The sequence below is a fragment of the Pseudoalteromonas xiamenensis genome (genome assembly GCF_030994125.1).
In the GTDB taxonomy this organism is placed as follows: domain Bacteria; phylum Pseudomonadota; class Gammaproteobacteria; order Enterobacterales; family Alteromonadaceae; genus Pseudoalteromonas; species Pseudoalteromonas xiamenensis_B.
This window is the reverse complement of sequence record NZ_CP099918.1, coordinates 97,285-116,003: the sequence shown is the minus strand read 5'-3', so window position 1 is coordinate 116,003 and position 18,719 is coordinate 97,285. Positions and strand designations below refer to the sequence as shown.

The following is an 18,719-nucleotide window of genomic DNA, read 5'->3' as shown; positions in this document are numbered from 1 at the left end:
ACATCAAAGCCCACAATCGTGGGCTTTTTTTCGGACTCAAAAGAGGCTTTTGATGTTCGAACTTTTGTTCTTTAACACGGCTTGTGCGATCGCTCTTTCATTCATCGTGAGTGCTTTAATTGGCAAAGATGACAACGTTATTCTTCACCATTATTCACGTTTAGGTGTGGTGTTTGCTGTAACAACTCGATTTGTGATTTTTCTTCTTCAGAGAGTGCTTTGTATAAACGGGGGTAAGTCCAACCATAACCCCATCGAAATGAAGTCGGGAGATAAGGGCTGCCGCCGACGCGCACGCCAGCCAGCATAAGAGTTGCTATTTCTGGCTCGCCGACATGTGCCACACAAGACTCTAATGCTTCGTCTGCTTTTAGACGCTCATCAAACGTACCACCTTGCCAATATGCGAAATCATGCGCGGTACAGCAAGCAAGCCAAAGCTGTTTGTGCGCAGGCGTACCATCAGGAAAAATACTGCAACCATCTGATGTAAATGGTTTCAATGTATCGGCTTGAGCCGAATTGAATAGGGCGGATAATACAATGAATAAAAAGGCTCTCATCATGTAATGTCCTTCAGAGAAGAGCCTCTATTTAAGCGGAATTCCGAAATACTGGCAAGCTAAACTCGAAGCGAGCCTATGTTTGTGATGCTTATTTCAAATCGCCAGTTTCAAAATAAACAAGCCGCATCGCGTCTTTTGGAATCGCCAACGCGTTTGCAATTTCTTGAAGCGTTGCGAAATCCTGTCGCTTTGGAATGTCAAACTCGGTTGGGATCGTTCGCTTTCCAAACGCAGCGTGTTGTATCTCGACTAACGCGTCAAAGTCTGGTCGACCTTTTATAGCATGAAAGTAGTATAACGTTGATCGCTCTTTTTCATTAACTAGAAAGAAAGTAGCGTTTTTTGCGGGTTGTTCAGATAATGTTTGGAGGAAAACTGTTTTGGTAACAATGAGTTGTTTTCCTTCATATTCTTTTGTACCCCCACGTTCGAAGTGGTTTGCATAGATGTCTGCGGTAAAAGAGTGGATAGCATCAGGTTGGTTCGTGCCAAGTTTCGAAAGATCAAACCGCTCAGGTTCTAAAGTCCAATAATCTCCCTTTGCAAGTTGCGAGACGAGCTGTGAATTTAGCGTTTGGTCTTCGACATTGACAGCCATAATAATCTGAACATCATGTGGTTTATGGAACATCGGTAAATGTGAGGCATAAAGCTGTTCGCCATCCGAAAAGAGCAACATCCCATGAATGCCATGTCGACTCTGGTTTTCGTTGACGTTCGTCGTTTCAGCATTGCCTACGCTCAGACAAAAAACGTTTAAAAGCAGAAATAATGTGTGTTTACGCATTGTATTAATCCAAGGGAGTGGGTGAGGATTGACTCATCTGTAATCCAATGAGGCCAATGGTTATTACGAGCAAACAAACCCAACCAAACGGTTTAAGTTGTTGGTCTTGAATAAAGTGTTGCACAAGAGCGGTTCCTAAAATGCCCAAGCCTACCCACATCGCATAGGCAAATGCCATGCTTAAGGTTTTCGTTGCTTGTGCTAAAAAAAACAAACTGAGCGCCATACAGGAAAGTGCCACGACGACGGGTGAAAGACGTGTAAACCCAGCGGATTTATCTAGAAAGAAAACCCAAAGTACTTCAAAGAGTGATGCAAGAAAAAGAGAGATGTAACTAGACAAGTCGGCCTCCAAAATAAACTGGTTGGGGCCGTCCCCTATGAGCTTGAGTGGTAAGGTCGTCCTTACTTCATGAGTCAAGATATCAAAATGGCTTTTAGATAACAAGGTCGCTTTTTTGGTTAGGAATATTTAGACCATGCTAAGGGGCTGTTAATTAGGCCTGTTTCCATTGTACTAACATGGTAGAGTTATTCATGACGTATTGTTTAACTTAAAGAATTATGTTCATGACGAATATGAAAAATCTACTCATTGTTCTTTTTACTTGCACATTGATGGGTTGCAACTTCCCTCTTGTGGCGCAAAGTAATCCTTTTAGTGGTGTATGGGAATCTGTTGGGTATGGTTACTATATAAAAATCGACCGTTCACAAGTTGTACTTTACGAGCACACTAAAAGCACTTGTGTTCAAAGTGCAATGAGTGCGGGAACGTTAACTTTTGAAACAGCTACACCCAATGTTGGTGAATTTGAAGTCAGTATTCCAGGCTTTATTCAGTCGACGATGCAACTTGAATTGAGGAATGAGCAGAACGAGCTCAGTTTACATCGAACCGATACGTCGACTTATATGTCCGCTAAACGCATATCCGAATTGCCAACTCGTTGCCATAGTGACTCCAAGCTTGATGTCTTCTCGGTTTTTAAGGAACAATTTCAGGAGCATTATGCATTTGCGATAGACAAGCAAATTGATTGGGGATTGTGGCAAAACGATACCCGAAACGAGCAAGCCATGTTCGATAAAATGGTTCAATTGTTGCGCCCGTTGTCTGACCCACATGTTGCACTCGTTGCCCCTGAGATTGATGCGTATTACTTTGGGCATGAAGATTCGATCGGTTCGACTCAGGCGCGTTCTATCGATAGTCTAGCTAAAATACTCGGTTCGGAAGTGCATTCCGTGCTGAATGATCAACTTCGATACGCGATATTGAATGAGGAAGTAGCTTACTTGTCCATAAACGCGTTTGCAGATTTTGGCGACGACGCACCAGGAACCTCGCGCACTGATACGCTATTTGAAAATGGTTTGAATGCCATTTTTGAGCACATCAAACACACAAAAACGCTTATTTTAGATTTGCGCAACAATACCGGTGGCTCGGATGCTTTGGGGCTAACATTAGCCGGACATCTCACTGCTACATCGTATTTTGCGTATTCAAAACAGGCGATTGTAGATAGCCGCGCTGAGTCACAATGGTCAAAAAGCCATGCCTCTTGGATTAAACCTAGTAAAGGTCCGCGTTTTTTGGGCAAAATAGTGCTTCTCACTAACCGCAAAACGATGAGTGCAGGGGAAACGTTTATCATGGCCTTAATGAAACGACCGGGTGAAATGGTACGCATCGGTGAAGCGACTGCCGGCGCATTTTCAGACATGTTGCCAAGAACACTCCCCAATGGTTGGATGTTTGCTTTACCAAATGAACGGTTTGTAGATGAGCAAGGCCAAAGTTACGATTTGGTAGGTATCCCCCCGCATATTTTCGTTAAAGATAATGCTTCAAAAGAGACAATATTGACGTTTGCACTAGAAGCTGCAGGTATTTATAGGGAATGACGCTTATCGATGGAGTGTTTAGGTCCTCCAGTGAGAAAGCGTTCAATGGTATTTAATAAAATTGCCAATTCAAGCGGTTTTGCGACATGTTCATTAAACCCTTCTTTTTCGTATGTCTCAATATCTTCCATCATGACGTTGGCCGTTACCGCAATAATTGGTATGGAGGCGTTTTTTTCTCGGATACGTCTACAAGCTTCAATGCCATCCATGACAGGCATTTGGATATCCATTAGGATAATGTCTGGGTCTAAAGATTCAAATAACGCGACGGCTTCCTGACCATTCTCCGCGACTTGAATAGTCGCTTTAGTCGGAGACAGCATTGAACGATAAATAAGTGCATTTAACGGGTTGTCTTCGGCGATTAGAATTATGCGATTAGTCAAATCGAGTTGGTATTGAGAAACACTTTGTAAGGGCGTGTTGAGATTTTCCTCAGACGGGATCAATGGGATGGTCACGGTCATTGTAGTGCCATAATTCGGTCTGCTTTGAACGAGTATCGTACCGTTCATCAGATCAACGAGCGATTTGGATATTGCTAAACCAAGACCAGATCCTCCATATCGGCGAGTTGTGGAGCTATCCGCTTGTATAAATCGTTTGAACAGTCGCGTTTGCGTCTCTGTATTCATGCCAATGCCTGTGTCTTTTATTTCAAAAACAACATCAACATCTGGATTCTCGCTTTTTCGATATACGTTGAGTGCAATAGAGCCAAATTCAGTAAATTTAATTGCGTTAGACACTAAGTTTAGAAGCACTTGCCTGACTCGTACGGGGTCACCTAAGCGATTGTCGAATAGCGCGGGATCAACATTCACTTCAAATTGAATTGATTTTTCAATGGCGATTGGTAAATAGTCTGATTCGATGGATTCAGTGATCCGACGTAACGAAAATGGTACGTGTTCAATGATGAGTTGTTTGTCGGCGAATTTGGTGATGTCGAGAATGTCATTGAGAATGGTCACGAGAGACTTGGTGGAATATATCGTACTTTTAATGAGTGGATTATGGTCAGAGTCTGGGAAATCGCGATCCAAAATTTGCAATGTCCCTAATATGGCGTTGATTGGTGTTCGGATCTCATGGCTCATATTGGCTAAAAAATCGGACTTTGCTCTCGATGCCGCCAATGCCTCTTTCGCTAAACGACTTTGCGCAAGGTAGCTGAGCACCACTTTGTAGATGAACACAATGAGTGTAATGATAAATAGCAAGATGCTGCCAATGTGGATGTAAAAAGCGCGTCTGAAGTCCTTTTGAAGGAGTTCTTTTTTAAGCGCCAACTTTTGATTCATCTGTTCATTAAATTTATTGAGGGCGGCAGACGCGGCTGTATCGTCCACTTTAACCAATTTATCAACATCTGAAATTGGTTTTCCTTGACTAATCAGCGCTTGTGCTGTTTGTAAGTTATGCAAATAGTGGTCTAGTGTTTCGGTTAACGATTGCGTATTTTTCTCGTCGTATTCACCTAACTCACGCATTTCGTTGATTATCGCTAGCGCATTTTCGATGGCTGTTTGTGCTTTTGGAGCATAGTAGTCAATGTCGTGCCTGAGCACTAAATTTTTAAAATGATGTATGAATCCACCATAACCAAGCTCTTCAATAAGGGTGGCATGGAGTACATAGGCTTTAACCGTCTTTTCAGAAAACTCTTGCCAATCTCTGTCGACGGAGTTGTAGTATTTTTGCGAAATGAACGTGGCCGTGCTCGCGAATAAAATCACGAGAAAACCAAACAAGACGAGTTTCCTAAGTTCAGACATTCAATATCGCAGATTAAAGAAGGCTATAATAGTTAGCCTAGTCGCAATTCACTGAATGGCAATAGGTCACTTGTAAATCATAAAAATTAACTTTATTAGTTAGTTAACCTAAGTTGCAAAGAGAAAGATTGTGTCGTCATTGCCATTAAGCATCATCGGGTTTGGCGTTTCTTCATAGCTAACATCAAGTTAGTTATTACACACATTCAGCAGGCTATCTCAGCGGCGGGAAAGAAAGTGTGCAAATACAATGTTATTTGCACACAAATAGATTAATGCATCAATTGTTTGATGTATTTAACTGGGGCACTGCCAAAGCTTAAGAATTCCTCATGGAAATTCTTTAGGTTAAATTCAGTGCCGAGCTTTTGTTTTTGTGATTCACGGAAATCATAAATTTCACGGTAACCACTGTAGTAGCTCGTCAACTGAACTTGGCTAAGTGTGGCACGGCGCCATTTGCCTTCCGCTTCAGCTTGTTCTTGGAATGCGCCATTCATTAGTAGGTCTAAGCCTTGCTCTTTGGTCATTCCATTTACATGAATGCTGTAATCGAGAATCGTGTTACAGATAACGCGTAGGTTCCACTTGTAATACATAAGCCACATTTCGGGCTCAAAATCACCATAGCCTTCTTCGAGCATCATACGTTCAGTGTACACAGCCCAACCTTCAACCATTGCACCGTTACTGAACAAGCTTTTGATAAGCGAAGGAGATTCGTTTGAATAGACTAATTGCGTGTAATGGCCAGGAACCGCTTCGTGAATATTCAGGATCTGTAAAATCCAGTGGTTATATTCGCGTAGGTAAGATTCAGCTTGTTCGTCGCTCATACCATCTAGAGGAGAAACGTTGTAATACGTGTTTTCTTTTTTGTCGTATGGGCCTGGAGGACTAATTGAAGCGCCTGCAAAACCACGCATGTATTCCGGTGTCTCACGCACCACAAGCGGTTTTTCTGGATCTAGATTGATGAGATCTTTGTCGATAACGAATTTCTCGAGCGTTGGAATTTGCTTTTTAATTTCGTCAACAAAATCATTACGATTTACGTGTTGCACCGACAAATGTTTGATCAAACTTGAAATAGCTTGAGTGTCATTTGCTGGGCGAGTTGTGTTCGGGAAATATTTCGACCAAAGAGTATCGGTAATTTTGATCATTTCCGCTGTTACTCGCGCTTTGTCTGCAAGCGCCTTCTCATACATCTGTTTCGCAGTGTATCCAGATTGGATATCAAACGCGAACTTCTCTTCATACAGCGCTTCACCAATACGGAAGGAGCGTGCATCTCCGTTTTTGGCAAGGTTACTTTCGAGTTTTGTCAGAAAATCAATGTAATCATTGATGGCGGCCTTTGCCTCTACAAATCGCGTTTTAAATAGCATTTTGTCGTCTGCGCTGAGTTTTGTTTCCGCAAGTTGAGACAACAATTCATCCGTTAGAACGCTAAATGCGCCTTGATTTTGAGCGATGGCCAGTTGAGTGAATTCAAGAGTGGGTTTTTTTATGTTCGCTTTTGCCGCTGCGTAATACGCTGGAACATATTGGAGTCTTGCGAGTACTAAATTGAATTTTTCATCGAGTGATTTGAATCGACTATTTAGAATATTTGCGAACCCATATGCTACGTTATATGACGAAGGGTCCCACTCATAAGATTTAAATTTTTCGTCTTCCCAAATGCTCTCAAGCAAGCTGTTTTCTATTAAGTGATAGTCGATTTTGTTCGCGTTGCTTAATGTATCTAAATTGAAGGTACGTAATTTGGCCAATTGTGCGTCAACAAATGCTCGATTGCTCGCGCGTGATGCGTCATCTGGAACGGTAATGATGTCGTCATATTTGCCGTAACCTGCCCATGAGGAAGCTTCAGGGTGTTGTTTCCAAAGATCTTCAATGAATTGCGCTGAGAACTGGCTAAAAGCCTGATCTTGAGTAACCGAAGAGGCAGAAGTAGACATGGCAGAATCGGTTGAAGTGGATTGGCAACCGGCAAGGCCGAGTACCGCGGCAAGCGCCAAACAGAGCGTGGCTTTCTTCATTTGTTGTTTGTTCCTATTTTGTTTTCGCTATCATAGCAAAGTTTTGTGGCTAAGGCTTTGTCCGGAGCTTCTAAATATATCGCCCCATCACCAGCGGTTGCCATAATGTCATCTGGATTGTACATCGGGCAACTGGTCATCGATAAGCAACCACAGCCAATGCAACCATCAACCAAATCACGTACACGTTGCATGTAAGCAATCCGTTCATCGAGTTGCGCTTGCCACTTCGTCGACATGAGTGCCCAGTCTTTTTTTGTCGGCGTACGGTTTTCCGGTAATGTTGAAAGCGTGATTTTAATCTCTTCCAGTGTAATGCCCATTTTTTGTGCGGCTTTTATGACGGCAATACGCCTTAACACATCGGGTTTATAGCGGCGTTGATTGCCTGAATTCCGCCAACTGCGAATGAGGCCTTTTTGTTCATAAAAGTGCAAAGCGGATACCGCAACGGCGGCACGTTTTGCGATTTGGCCAACGCTTAAATTGGCTTCAAGGATGGGTTTATCTGACATGGTAAACGTTTTTCCTATTGATACACCGCCGCTTGTGAGTTTATCCAAACCTCAAGAGGGTTGAGTGCTTTTGTGCCGGCGTATGCGTTGTTTTGTTTAAAAATAGACGCAGAAACACACATTTTCGATTGACCTAAACTTAAGTTAAGGTTTTACAGTGTACGTCGATTTTACACAAAGGAGTCAACATGAAAACAGTCGTACTTTTCTCAAGCGCCCGAGAGAATGGAAATACCGCCATGGCCGCAAACCAAATCGCACAACGATTGAACGCGGAGTTAGTCTATCTAGATCAATTCGCTATTGGCAGATATAGCTATACCCATTCTCATTGCGATGATGATTTTCGCCAACTATTAACAAAGCTCATTGCCTTTGACCACATTGTGATTGCTTCACCGGTTTACTGGTACAGTATGACCGCAGCATTAAAATGTTTCTTTGAGCGTGTCACTGAGTTCATGGATGATGAAACATTACGCCCAATCTTAAGAACATGGCGAGGTAAAGCATTCTCTATTTTATCCACCTCTAGTGGTTCACATGCGCCAGATTGCTTTGTCGATAGCATTCGTTTGACGATGGAATATTTGGGGCTACACCTGCACAGCGTTGAACACGTAAATTGCGGTCAATGAGTTTGCGCTACAATGCGGCAATTTACTGAGTAAAAAAATCAAAAAGATTACCAAGCTTTGATGTGCTGCCTTTATAAAACTCGGTATACGTGCATTGAGCACAGGTAACAGCAGTAAATTTTCGGTTTTGCATGTCAAAGATTTTTGACCAGCCGCTACCGGTTGTTGTGATTGTATCGACTTCATATTCTTTGCATTGGCACTTCGGGCATTGCCATTTCGACGACATAGTAAGCCTCATGAGTATTGTAAAAGGTTGTACACGGGTAGGTCTTGCCCCATGGTGGCTAGAATGACCTCACTGTGATGCGACGTTCAATACCTTAATGCAATACGAATCGTAGCCCAATCTGGAAATTGTAAGAAAGTATGCTTGTTGCCAGCAAAGAACTGGCAACAAAGTCGTTGATTACATGTTACCTAATTCAATCATCATCGCGGTGTACATGCGTAAGTTAAGTTCTAGCTGTTTAACCGTTATAAACTCATGCTCCGAATGCCCAGTATATTTGGCGTTGGGCATTGACGGGCCAAAACTAACGGCATTGGTAAACAACTTGGCATTTGTACCACCGCCAATCGAGACAAATCCTGCACTTTGGTCTTTGGTGTAGTGCTTAAATATATCCAATAGCTTTTCTGCGTGCGGAGCGCCATCTAACAGCATTGGGTCACCCAATTCGACTTCAAGGTGAGCAAGTTCAACCTGATAACGGCTTTGCCAAGCGTCTATCGCGGTGTGAATCTCCGTATCAAGGCGTTCTGCGGTTTTTCCTGCTGGACGACGAAGATTAATCGACAGCGTGATACCATTCTCTTTGGCTGCGAGGAGTGTAGGGGCCACAGTCATAGGACCCATAAAGTCATGGGAGTAGGCGATATCGCCAAACTGTTCACCATGAATATCAGTGCCGAGTAAATCCGCAATAAATTTAAGCGCTTGTCCATCGCTATTCAAACCAAGGTCAACACCTTGGAATAAGGCACCTAAATGAGCAATCGCATTTATGCCATTCTCCGGTTCAGAAGAATGAGCGGAAACCCCCTTTACACTAATTAACGTGCCCGAATCTACTGGTTCAAATTTAATTTTAACCTTATCAAAGTGGTTTGCTTTTTGTTTCAGTTGCTGGAGTAAATCAGCGTCCGCATTATGTAATATGACACTTGCGTCTTCAGGGATCTGACTTTTAAATGAACCGCCTTTTAGTTGCGAAACAGAGAGTCCTTTCGTTTGAGTTTCGCCGGCAAACGTGGGCTCAATTAAACTCCAACCTTTTTCTGCCACCACAACGGGATAACTTGCATCAATAGTGACGGCAAACTTAGGTTGATCGTAGGTTTTCAAAAACGCTTTTATAGGATCCCAATCGGACTCTTCAGCTAGATAGATCATTAATTCCAGTTTGTTATTTAGTACAACACCTTTGTCTTTAATCGCTTTCATAGCGTAAAGAGCTGTTGCAATTGCCCCTTTATCATCCTCGGAACCTCGTGCGATTAGTTTACCCGGTTCAGAGGTTTCATCGAGGTAAAAAGGACTGTTTTTCCATTTGCTGGCATCGGCTGGTTGCACATCTCCGTGTGTCACAACGGTTACTTTGTCAGCTTGGTTGCCATAACTGATGAGTAAGACATGTCCATGATCTTCATACTGAAATCCAAGCTCAGCCGCTTTAAGTTTTACGAGCGATTTAAAGCCAATAAAATCAGGGTTTTGCGTTGTATCTACGCCTTCTTTATTTACCGTTGGGAAAGAGACTAAGTTCGCAAGGGTATGGATTTGTGTTGATTGGTATTGCTTAACTGCATATTCGGCGACCGTCGTACTTTGCTTTGATAGGTTGGCAAACGAACTTGTACAGAATAAACCAGCCATGATAGCAGACAGAGTTGTTAATTTTTTCATCTTTAATCCCTATACCCAAATGGTGAATGTGCAGGTGTGCACCCACATTGTCTATAAACCAGATCTGTAAATGATGATGATTATTTGAACTGCACCCATTTACTTTTGCACATAAATAAGAAAAGTCAGGAGAATTCCTGACTTAAAGTAATATCAAACGACCCACTTTTTGTAGGTCGTTATCGTTGCGTAATAATTGTTACTTTGTTGCTGCAATCCATTGATTTACATCGTCTTCAACGATTGACATCGGTCTTGCACCTTTCAACAAAATTAAATCATGGAACGCTTTGATATCAAATTTATCGCCTAGAGCACTCTGTGCTTTCGCTCTTAGTTCTAAGAATTTCAACATCCCAAGTTTATAACCAAGCGCTTGTCCTGGCCATGCAATATAACGGTCAATTGCTGCGGTAACATCGCTCATCGCAGAACCCGTTGCTTCCGCAAAATAATCAATAGCTTGCTGGCGAGTCCATTTTTTAAAGTGAAGACCTGTGTCAACAACAAGGCGTGCTGCACGATAAGCCTCAGCTTGCAGACGACCAAGATCGCCAAATGGGTCGTTTTCATACATACCCATCTCGTATGCGACTAATTCTGAGTAGAGAGCCCAACCTTCAATGAACGCGTTAAACGACGCATTTTGGCGCATGAGGCCGATTTCCGTTTGAAGCATGTTTAGTGCAATTTGGAAGTGATGACCAGGCACTGCTTCATGATACGTAAGCGTCTTTAGAGTAAAGCTTGGTACCGCATTCATGTCTTTTAAGTTGATAGCAAAAACGCCTGGACGTGAACCATCAAGTGAAGGGCCGTTGTAGTAGCCTCCTGGAGCACCAGCCTCTACGGCTTTAGGAATACGACGAACTTCAACCTGTTGAGTCGGTAATGTTGAGAAAAAGTTAGGAGCCTTTTTGTTTACGGTTTCGATTTCGCCACGCAAGAACGTAAGTAGTTTCTCTCGTCCTTCATCAGAGTCTTCATAGATGAAACGAGGGTCGTAGTTCAGTTTTTGCATGCGCTCACTGACAGAGCCTTCTGTTAAACCGTTGGCTTTAAGAATTTCATCCATTCGTTTGTTGATTCGTGTAACCTCGTCTAAACCAATTTGATGGATTTCTTCCGCTGTCATCGTGGAATCAGCTAAGTACGTAATTTCATGCTGATAAAACTCTGCGCCATTTGGTTGTGCCCAAATTCCGACATCTTCAGGTGCTTTTGTTTCAAGCACTTGCATATCAGCAATCACCTTTTCAAACGCAGGGTATATCTTATCCTGTACCAGTTTCGCGGCTTGGCTAACAAACGTAGCACGATCTTCAGGGCTAACACCTTCAACACCCTCTAAACGACTCGCAAAAGAGGTAACAAGTGGATGCTCTTGGGAAGACGGCGCTTTAAAATTGTTTAAATAGCCGAGTGTGTTACCAAACAACACCTTTGGTAACACAATGCCGTGTTTTGCATCATCAGCAACTTTTTGTCTGACTTGTTCGATTAAGAGTGCAAAACCATCAAGACGCGTTAAATAATCTTCGGCATCTTTAACAGAAGAAATTTCATGTTGATCTTTCAACACGGTAGGGATGTCAACAAGTGGGCCAGCAAGCTGATTTACTATATAAGGTAAATGACCACCCCAAGTGTCAATATAACCGCCAGGGAACTTTGCATCTCCGGCGTAGTAGCGTGCAATGACCTCATTGACGCTTACGTGCATACGTTGATCAGGAGTTAGGTCTTGAGTTAGCAGATTACTTAATTGTTCCGCAGAACGGTTCATGTCGTTTTGCAGCGCTTGCATACCTGCGACGGAATAATCAGGCAGTCGATTGGCATACTCACCATACTGAGCGGGATCTAATTTGAGCGAAGTTGCCAAAGCTGGTTCGTGTTGAATAAAGGTTTTGGTGTATTGCTCGACGACGTGGTCAACAGACAAAGTCTGGTCTTGTGTTACTTGCTCAACTTTTTTTTCTTGATTTTGATTCGGTTGTTGTGGAGTACATCCAGCAAGTGTTGCGACAACAGCGAGTGCGACGAGGCTATAGCGTTTCATTTATTTACTCCGAGAGTCTTTTTTAGTGCGAGCGAAGCAATACCAATAGCATTTTTTGAATGCAATATACAGTGAATGCGCTCAGTTTTTTTGTTTATATAGCCATGAAAATTCCCTTAGATTGAAAATAATACTAAATTATTATTTTTGTGTGAGATTGATTGTTATTAACATATACAAAATGGGAACTTTAAGTTAAGTATGAAAAATTTACTTTGTGTGTGTTCTTCGCCGTCGTCTCTGAAAACGAAATGAAATTTATAGACTTAGAAATTTAATTCTAAAAACTTCAAGAAAATACCACAAAAAATCGATTAAGTTGTACCTTGACCAAACGCATGCCCAAAACTAAACCTATGTGTAGTAGCCTTTAGCTCAAAATATAACCAAGTAATGCGATGGGGGGTTGTTGAGCGCATTTGTACCATTGTTTGCAATGTCGCGCGCATTACGTTTAGTGCAACAGGATTGGAGCTGTTGTCTGAGGTGCGCCGTGCAAAATGCGATAAACTCAATTTTGGTCGTTGACGACCAACAGGTGGTAAGGCACACGCTTTGCCTGTGTCTTCGAAACATTGGTTACAGTGACGTAGCGCAAGCAGAAAATGGCAGTGAAGCGAAGGTGTGTTTGAACAAACATGCATTCGATCTCATTTTCTTAGACTTGAATATGCCCGTGGAAGACGGCTTTTCGGTCTTGAAATATTTAGCCGCGGTCGATTTCAAAGGGCTAGTCGTTCTTATTAGCAGTGAGGACGAAGCGTTATTGGAGTCGACCACTACGCTTGCTCGTCAATACAAACTCGAGATTTTAGGGTGCGTGCAAAAACCGCTTAGCATAGGCGTGCTCAAAGAGTTATTGGCAAGGGGCAGTGAGTATATTCAACTGAAACATAATCGATTTGTTGATGAAATGTCGAAAGAACAAATCGTGAGTCTATTAGACAATAATCTTCATTGTGCCTACTTTCAGCCTCAAATCGATCTATCGACACACCAGCTAAAGGGATTAGAAGTACTAGCTCGTTTCAAAAATGTGAACGGACAGCTCGTGTTTCCTGACAGTTTTATACCCACGATTGAGCAAGACGCAGGGTTAATGATGCGATTTACGCGCGCCATAATCTGCCATGCTTTTGAACAGATTATGCGCTTTGGGCATTTTATGGACGAATTGACCATAGCCTTAAACATTTCTGGCAAAGTGTTAAATGATGACGATTTCCCTGCATGGTTAAAGGAGCAGGTTGAGATGGCCGGATTAACTCCCTGTCGAGTTATTTGTGAACTAACCGAAACGGCGTTAAATGATGATCCTAATGCACTTTCTACACAAATGTTGAGGCTTCGTATGATGGGTTTTCGGTTATCCATCGATGATTTCGGTACCGGCTATTCTTCAATGGAGCAACTTCACCGATTGCCATTCCATGAACTAAAAATAGATAAGCACTTTGTCTTCAACTGCCTAAGTAATCCTAAGTCGGCTGCAATTGTAGAGCAAAGCATTAAACTGGCGACCGCATTGAACATGGAAGTTGTCGCGGAAGGGATCGAATGTCTGAATACAGAAATGTATTTAAGATCGTTAGGATGTCATGTTGGCCAAGGGTTCTACTATTCAAAAGCGGTAGAAATGGACGCTTTGTTGGCGATGTGGAAACCAACTCAACGGGCGTCTAGCGAAGTTTAGTATGCGATTCTCTCTAAAATTACCGATTATATTTTTAGTGTTTGGCACGTTGTTGCTGCTTGGGGAGCTGTTTCTCTCTTGGCAAGCCAAGAACGCGATACAAAGTACTACGTCGAATAATATTCAACGTGAAGCATCGTTACTTGTCCGGCTGATCGACAGAAATTTATTTGAACGGTATCACGATGCTCAGGCTTTTACTCTCTCTCTCGGTGGCCGGGCGAAACCGAATTTCAGTGACCCACAAGTTAGCGCTCGAATTGTCAGAAATCTCAATGCCTTTGTCGATAATTACAAAGTATATCGGCGTATCGCAGTGGTCGATTTGAACGGAAACGTCCTTGCGATAAATTCCACTAATTTGCTTGGTAAACCGTTACCAAATATTGACGCGACGAAAGTCGACTTCCAAAAAACACCTTGGTTTAACGGGATATTGGCAGGTCAAACACTTAATCCTCACCGAATTGAAAGCACCTATGTGTATGGCCCAATTCAAGGGCTATTTGAATCAAATACTGACAACTTTGACATGATTTTTGGCGTACGCTTGCTTGACGAACGGGGTGAGCCATGGGGTATGTGGGTGAATATCGTCGATTTCTCGATGGTAGAAACCATCGTTGGCGAAACCTATGCGTTATTGTCTTCCAGAGGAATGGAAAGTACGGAAATTACGCTGATCGACAATGAAGGAAAGATTCTTATCGATTACGATCCTACGGGTCAACATTCAGCTAAATATAAGCGGAATTTTGATGTAGTAGGTGTACTTAACTTAGTTGATGAAGGGTTGGAGAGTGCGCGTCTTGCGGTATCTGGATTAACAGGCTCATCTATTTCTGAGCACACTCGTAAAAAAGTGGAACAAATTTCTGGTTTTTCCCATTCACAAGGCGCATATGATTTCCCCGGGCTGGGTTGGTCTGTACTTATTCGAATTCCAACTGACGAGGCCTTTGCTGCATCTAACCAACTTGTGCGCGAGTCAGCTTATTTGGCTGGGCTACTGCTCGTAGCTATAGCGCTGATTTCATTTTACCTTTCAAGGAAAATTGCTGGACCGTTGACTAGTCTGTCTAAGGCGGTGAATGGACTTGCCTCGGGAGACCTCGCGATAGCTATTCCTGAACACAAATCTGAGGATGAAATTGGTTCAATGGTGGGGGCTCTGCAAAATCTCAAAGCGATGGTGGTTGAGCGAGATAAACTAAGCAAAGTGAATGACGAGCAGCAGTTTCAAATTGACATTCAAAACCGTGCAATTGAAAGTTCAGAAACAGGCATTATCGTCGCAAGTGCGAGTGAGAAAGATTTTCCGATTACATACGTCAATAAAGCATTTGAGCTCCTCACAGGGTATCGAGCCGAAGAAGTTGTTGGGCGCAATTGTCGCTTTTTGCAAGGGGACGAGTCGGATCAACCTGAGATATTGCAGCTCAGGCATGCGATTATAAATAAGCTGTCTTGTTCTGTGGTGCTAAAAAATTTCAAAAAGGACGGCACACTTTTTTACAACAATTTGCACATCGACCCTGTTTTCTCAGAAAACGGCCAGTTAACCCACTACATCGGTGTTCAAGTCGATGTGACAGAAATAAAGCATCAAGAACGAGCTATACGGCGTCAGTTAGAAAAAGAAATTGAAGTACGCATTCAAGAGACCAGAGATTCTGAATCAAGATTGCGCGGTGTATTCGATACATCGTTAGATGGTACCGTAGTGATTGATCAATTTGGTACGATGCTTGATGTTAATCGAGCACTTGAGCTGATTTTTGGACAATCTCGAGAGGAGTTAGTTGGTGAAAATATCTCGCGGTTGATGCCACCCTCCTACGAAGATGTTCACGACAGTTATATTCAAAGATACATGACCACCGGTACGAAACGCTTAATTGGCAAGCCCAGAAAAGTGGTGGGTTTACATAAATCAGGTCGTACTTTTCCAATCGAAATATCGGTCGGTGAAATTCAATTGGGCAATAGCACCGCATTTGTGGGATTTGTAAAAGATATAACCGAGCAAGAAAATATCAAAGTGCGAGAAATTGCGCTTCGTAAAGAGTTACAGGAAAAAGAAATTGTGTATCGAGCCGCATTCTCCCAAGCAGCTGTTGGGATGGCGCGGGTTGGTTTATCAGGTCATATCCTAGAGTCTAATGACATGATGGGAGAGCTGTTTGGCTATTCTGATGCCGATATGTTGACGTTGGTCTATCAGGATTTGGCCGTTCAGTCAGAGGACGGCGAAGATTCACCATTTGATATGCTCGTTCGAGAAAACCGAAAGTCCTATTCAATAGACAAGCAATTTTATCGAAAAGATGGCACTGATTTTTGGGCTTTTCTGTCAATTTCTTTAGTCAGGCAGGATGATGGTGAACCAAAGTATTTTATTGTAATTATTGAAGATATTTCGGAGCGAAAGGAGTTTGAAGCAGAACTCAGCCACGCAAAAGCAGTTCGTGATGATTTACTTATGGGTATGCGGCTGGCCTCAGATGCTGGTGGTATTTGTAACTGGTCTCATAACATCGAAAGTGGTGAGATCAAGTGGGATGAAGGCATGTACGGTTTATATGGTGTTGAGCTTGCAACGATGGTGAGTGATAAAGATTGGCAAGCCATGATCCATGACGAAGACAGAGTGATGGTGCGTTCAACGTTAAACAAAGCCATAGATCAAGGCACGTCCTATAACTGTGAATTCCGTATCATTAATCAATTTACACATCGAGTGCACTGGGTGAAGTCAGCGGCAAGTTTAGTGTATGACGAAGACGGTATGCCGGAAATGGTACATGGAATAACGTTGGATATTACCGATGAACGTCTTATACACGCCGTGCTCGAAAAGGAATCCGCGGCGGCACGTCAAGCGAGTGAAGCAAAGTCACGGTTTCTAGCTACGATGAGCCATGAAATCAGAACTCCAATGAATGGGGTGATAGGGATGATTGATTTGCTGAGAGAAACCCATTTGTCTAAAGACCAAATGAGAATGGTGAGTACCATTCGCGATTCGTCTTTTTCCTTACTTGAAGTTATCAACGATATTCTTGATTTTTCAAAGATAGAATCGGGTCAAATGGAATTGGAAATGACCGAATGTAATGTACTTACGCTTATTGAAAAAACGATGGATGCACTTTGGGTGAATGCCCGAAACAAACAAGTTGAGTTGTATTTTAAGCATGATTTTAATATGCCAGAGGTTATGGTAGCGGATGCTGTTCGAATTAGACAAGTGCTACTTAATCTATTAGGTAATGCGATTAAATTTACACACAGGCCGGATGGTGAAGGGTCGGTTAAAGTGGCTACGCGGTATTTACCCGCAGAAAAAGCGTGGCAATTGTCAATTACGGATACCGGTGTCGGAATGACCGACGAGCAAATGGATAAGCTCTTTAAACCGTTCACACAAGCGGACAGTTCCACTACGCGAAAATACGGTGGAACTGGTTTAGGTTTAAGTATTTCCCAGTCGTTTATTAATCTCATGGGCGGAGAAATCAAGGCCTCTAGCACCTTAGGAAAGGGCAGTACTTTTTCATTTAGATTGCCAATTCAATCAGACCACTTTGGGCCGAATGCGAAAAAAATGCAGTACAACCTTCAGAATCATCGGTTTGCTTTGGATATAGTAAACGAAGATGTAAAAGACATTTGCATCGATTTGTTAGTCCAGTTTGGGGCCGGTGACATTAATCATGATGTGCATTCAATAGCAGACGTCGACGAAAAACTGGTTGTTTTATCGGTTGGTGAGTCTGCATTTGCAAACGTCCATCGTTGTAAAAACTTAATATTTGAAGCTGATCCAGCTGGCCAAAAAGGGTATTGCCATCCAAGGTCATATTCTGTAGCGACTCACCCACTTCGCCCAAGTGAGTTGCTTCTCGGTGTCGCTATTCTTTGTGGTCTTGAAAGCCCTGAATTCGATTGGAATTATATACTCAAAAAGGAAATAGATGAGACAAGATTAAGCAGCCATGAGTCTGCGCCAGTAGATCAGGGCGTGGTACTTTGCGCGGAAGATCAACCAACAAATCAACTTGTCTTGTCAGGCCAACTTAGTCGGCTTGGCTACCGCTATGACATGACGTCAAATGGTGTAGAAGCGCTGGATAAGTGGAAAAATGGTCACTATTCACTCATTCTAACTGATTGTCATATGCCACATATGGACGGTATAGAGTTAACCAAGGAGATAAGAAGAATTGAAGTGGAAAAGGGGATCGAGAAGACCTTGATTATTGCAGTGACTGCGAATGCGGTCGTTGGGGAAGCGGAGCGATGCTTAGCTGCAGGTATGGATGATTACATTACAAAACCTGTGGAACTGGCTACTCTTCAAAAAGTGTTGGCGTTGCGTTTAAAAGGTAAGCAAATACGCCCTACGGCGGGTACTGCAAAAAGTGATAACAAAGACGTTGTTCAGGATGAACTTATCGACTTTGGCCATCTCAAGAATATCATCGGGACAGATGACGTAGATATGACTCGTGCTGTACTTGCGATGTTTTGGGAAAGTGTTTCAGAAGATATGGTTAAGCTGGAAGACGCACTTAAGCTCCAAAATGTAGATAAGGTAAGAAGCTTAGCGCATGGGGCTAAAGGCTCAGCCGCATCTTCGGGCGCAATCAAATTGAGTGTGTTGCTGAAAGAAATTGAATCAAATCACCGTAACCTTGATGTAGCGAAAGCACGATTTGAAGAAACCCAGCAAATGATGTTTAACATTAAGCAGAAACTCATCAATGAGCAAATTATTCCAAATTGAAGAGGAATAAGATAACGAGG

At 42.6% G+C, this 18,719-nt stretch carries 13 protein-coding genes; 4 read left to right on the top strand and 9 right to left on the bottom strand.

Annotation, left to right across the window (positions count from 1 at the left end):
- Window positions 1-137: 137 nt before the first annotated feature.
- The 3 genes from NI389_RS17605 to NI389_RS17595 all read right to left on the bottom strand — a co-directional run bounded on the left by NI389_RS17605 (window position 138) and on the right by NI389_RS17595 (window position 1,696).
- Window positions 138-563, bottom strand: coding sequence for a hypothetical protein (locus tag NI389_RS17605; protein WP_308363477.1), 426 nt, complete (start codon window positions 561-563; stop codon window positions 138-140).
- Between the two features lie 91 nt (window positions 564-654).
- The gene (locus NI389_RS17600) at window positions 655-1,353 is read right to left on the bottom strand and encodes a hypothetical protein (protein ID WP_308362704.1); all 699 of its coding nucleotides are present in this window, start codon (window positions 1,351-1,353) and stop codon (window positions 655-657) included.
- 4 nt (window positions 1,354-1,357) lie between these two features.
- Window positions 1,358-1,696: a DMT family transporter gene (locus NI389_RS17595; RefSeq protein ID WP_308362703.1), complete on the bottom strand. Its 339-nt coding sequence runs from the start codon at window positions 1,694-1,696 to the stop codon at window positions 1,358-1,360.
- Between the two features lie 227 nt (window positions 1,697-1,923).
- Between NI389_RS17595 and NI389_RS17590 the strand changes: the two genes are divergently transcribed.
- Window positions 1,924-3,264: a S41 family peptidase gene (locus NI389_RS17590; RefSeq protein ID WP_308362702.1), complete on the top strand. Its 1,341-nt coding sequence runs from the start codon at window positions 1,924-1,926 to the stop codon at window positions 3,262-3,264.
- Here NI389_RS17590 and NI389_RS17585 read toward each other — a convergent pair.
- The 3 genes from NI389_RS17585 to soxR all read right to left on the bottom strand — a co-directional run bounded on the left by NI389_RS17585 (window position 3,252) and on the right by soxR (window position 7,608).
- Window positions 3,252-5,045, bottom strand: a complete 1,794-nt coding sequence (locus NI389_RS17585) for an ATP-binding protein (RefSeq protein ID WP_308362701.1) — start codon at window positions 5,043-5,045, stop codon at window positions 3,252-3,254. The genes NI389_RS17590 and NI389_RS17585 overlap by 13 nt on opposite strands.
- Before the next feature lie 272 nt (window positions 5,046-5,317).
- Window positions 5,318-7,093, bottom strand: coding sequence for a DUF885 domain-containing protein (locus NI389_RS17580; protein ID WP_308362700.1), 1,776 nt, complete (start codon window positions 7,091-7,093; stop codon window positions 5,318-5,320).
- On the bottom strand, window positions 7,090-7,608 hold the full coding sequence (gene soxR / locus NI389_RS17575; protein WP_308362699.1) for a redox-sensitive transcriptional activator SoxR: 519 nt from the start codon (window positions 7,606-7,608) through the stop codon (window positions 7,090-7,092). Before soxR ends, NI389_RS17580 begins: the two co-directional genes overlap by 4 nt.
- 188 nt (window positions 7,609-7,796) lie before the next feature.
- Here soxR and NI389_RS17570 point away from each other — a divergent pair, with 188 nt between their 5' ends.
- Complete coding sequence (locus tag NI389_RS17570; protein ID WP_308362697.1) at window positions 7,797-8,246, top strand: flavodoxin family protein; 450 nt, start codon at window positions 7,797-7,799, stop codon at window positions 8,244-8,246.
- A 22-nt stretch (window positions 8,247-8,268) separates the two neighbouring features.
- On the opposite strand, the gene NI389_RS17565 is transcribed toward NI389_RS17570, so the two are convergent.
- The 3 genes from NI389_RS17565 to NI389_RS17555 form a co-directional block, all read right to left on the bottom strand.
- A complete protein-coding gene (locus tag NI389_RS17565; RefSeq protein WP_308362696.1) occupies window positions 8,269-8,475 on the bottom strand; it encodes a zinc ribbon domain-containing protein in 207 nt (68 codons plus the stop codon).
- A gap of 180 nt (window positions 8,476-8,655) precedes the next feature.
- Window positions 8,656-10,155 (bottom strand): dipeptidase, encoded by a 1,500-nt coding sequence (locus tag NI389_RS17560; protein ID WP_308362694.1) that lies wholly within the window; start codon window positions 10,153-10,155, stop codon window positions 8,656-8,658.
- Window positions 10,156-10,354: 199 nt separating this feature from the next.
- Window positions 10,355-12,217 carry a DUF885 domain-containing protein gene (locus tag NI389_RS17555; protein ID WP_308362693.1) on the bottom strand — a complete coding sequence of 621 codons (1,863 nt, stop codon included), beginning with the start codon at window positions 12,215-12,217 and terminating at the stop codon, window positions 10,355-10,357.
- A 493-nt stretch (window positions 12,218-12,710) separates the two neighbouring features.
- Here NI389_RS17555 and NI389_RS17550 point away from each other — a divergent pair, with 493 nt between their 5' ends.
- Both NI389_RS17550 and NI389_RS17545 read left to right on the top strand, forming a co-directional pair.
- Window positions 12,711-13,910, top strand: coding sequence for an EAL domain-containing response regulator (locus NI389_RS17550; protein WP_308362692.1), 1,200 nt, complete (start codon window positions 12,711-12,713; stop codon window positions 13,908-13,910).
- A 1-nt stretch (window position 13,911) separates the two neighbouring features.
- Window positions 13,912-18,699, top strand: a complete 4,788-nt coding sequence (locus NI389_RS17545; RefSeq protein WP_308362691.1) for a PAS domain S-box protein — start codon at window positions 13,912-13,914, stop codon at window positions 18,697-18,699.
- Window positions 18,700-18,719 lie beyond the last annotated feature (20 nt).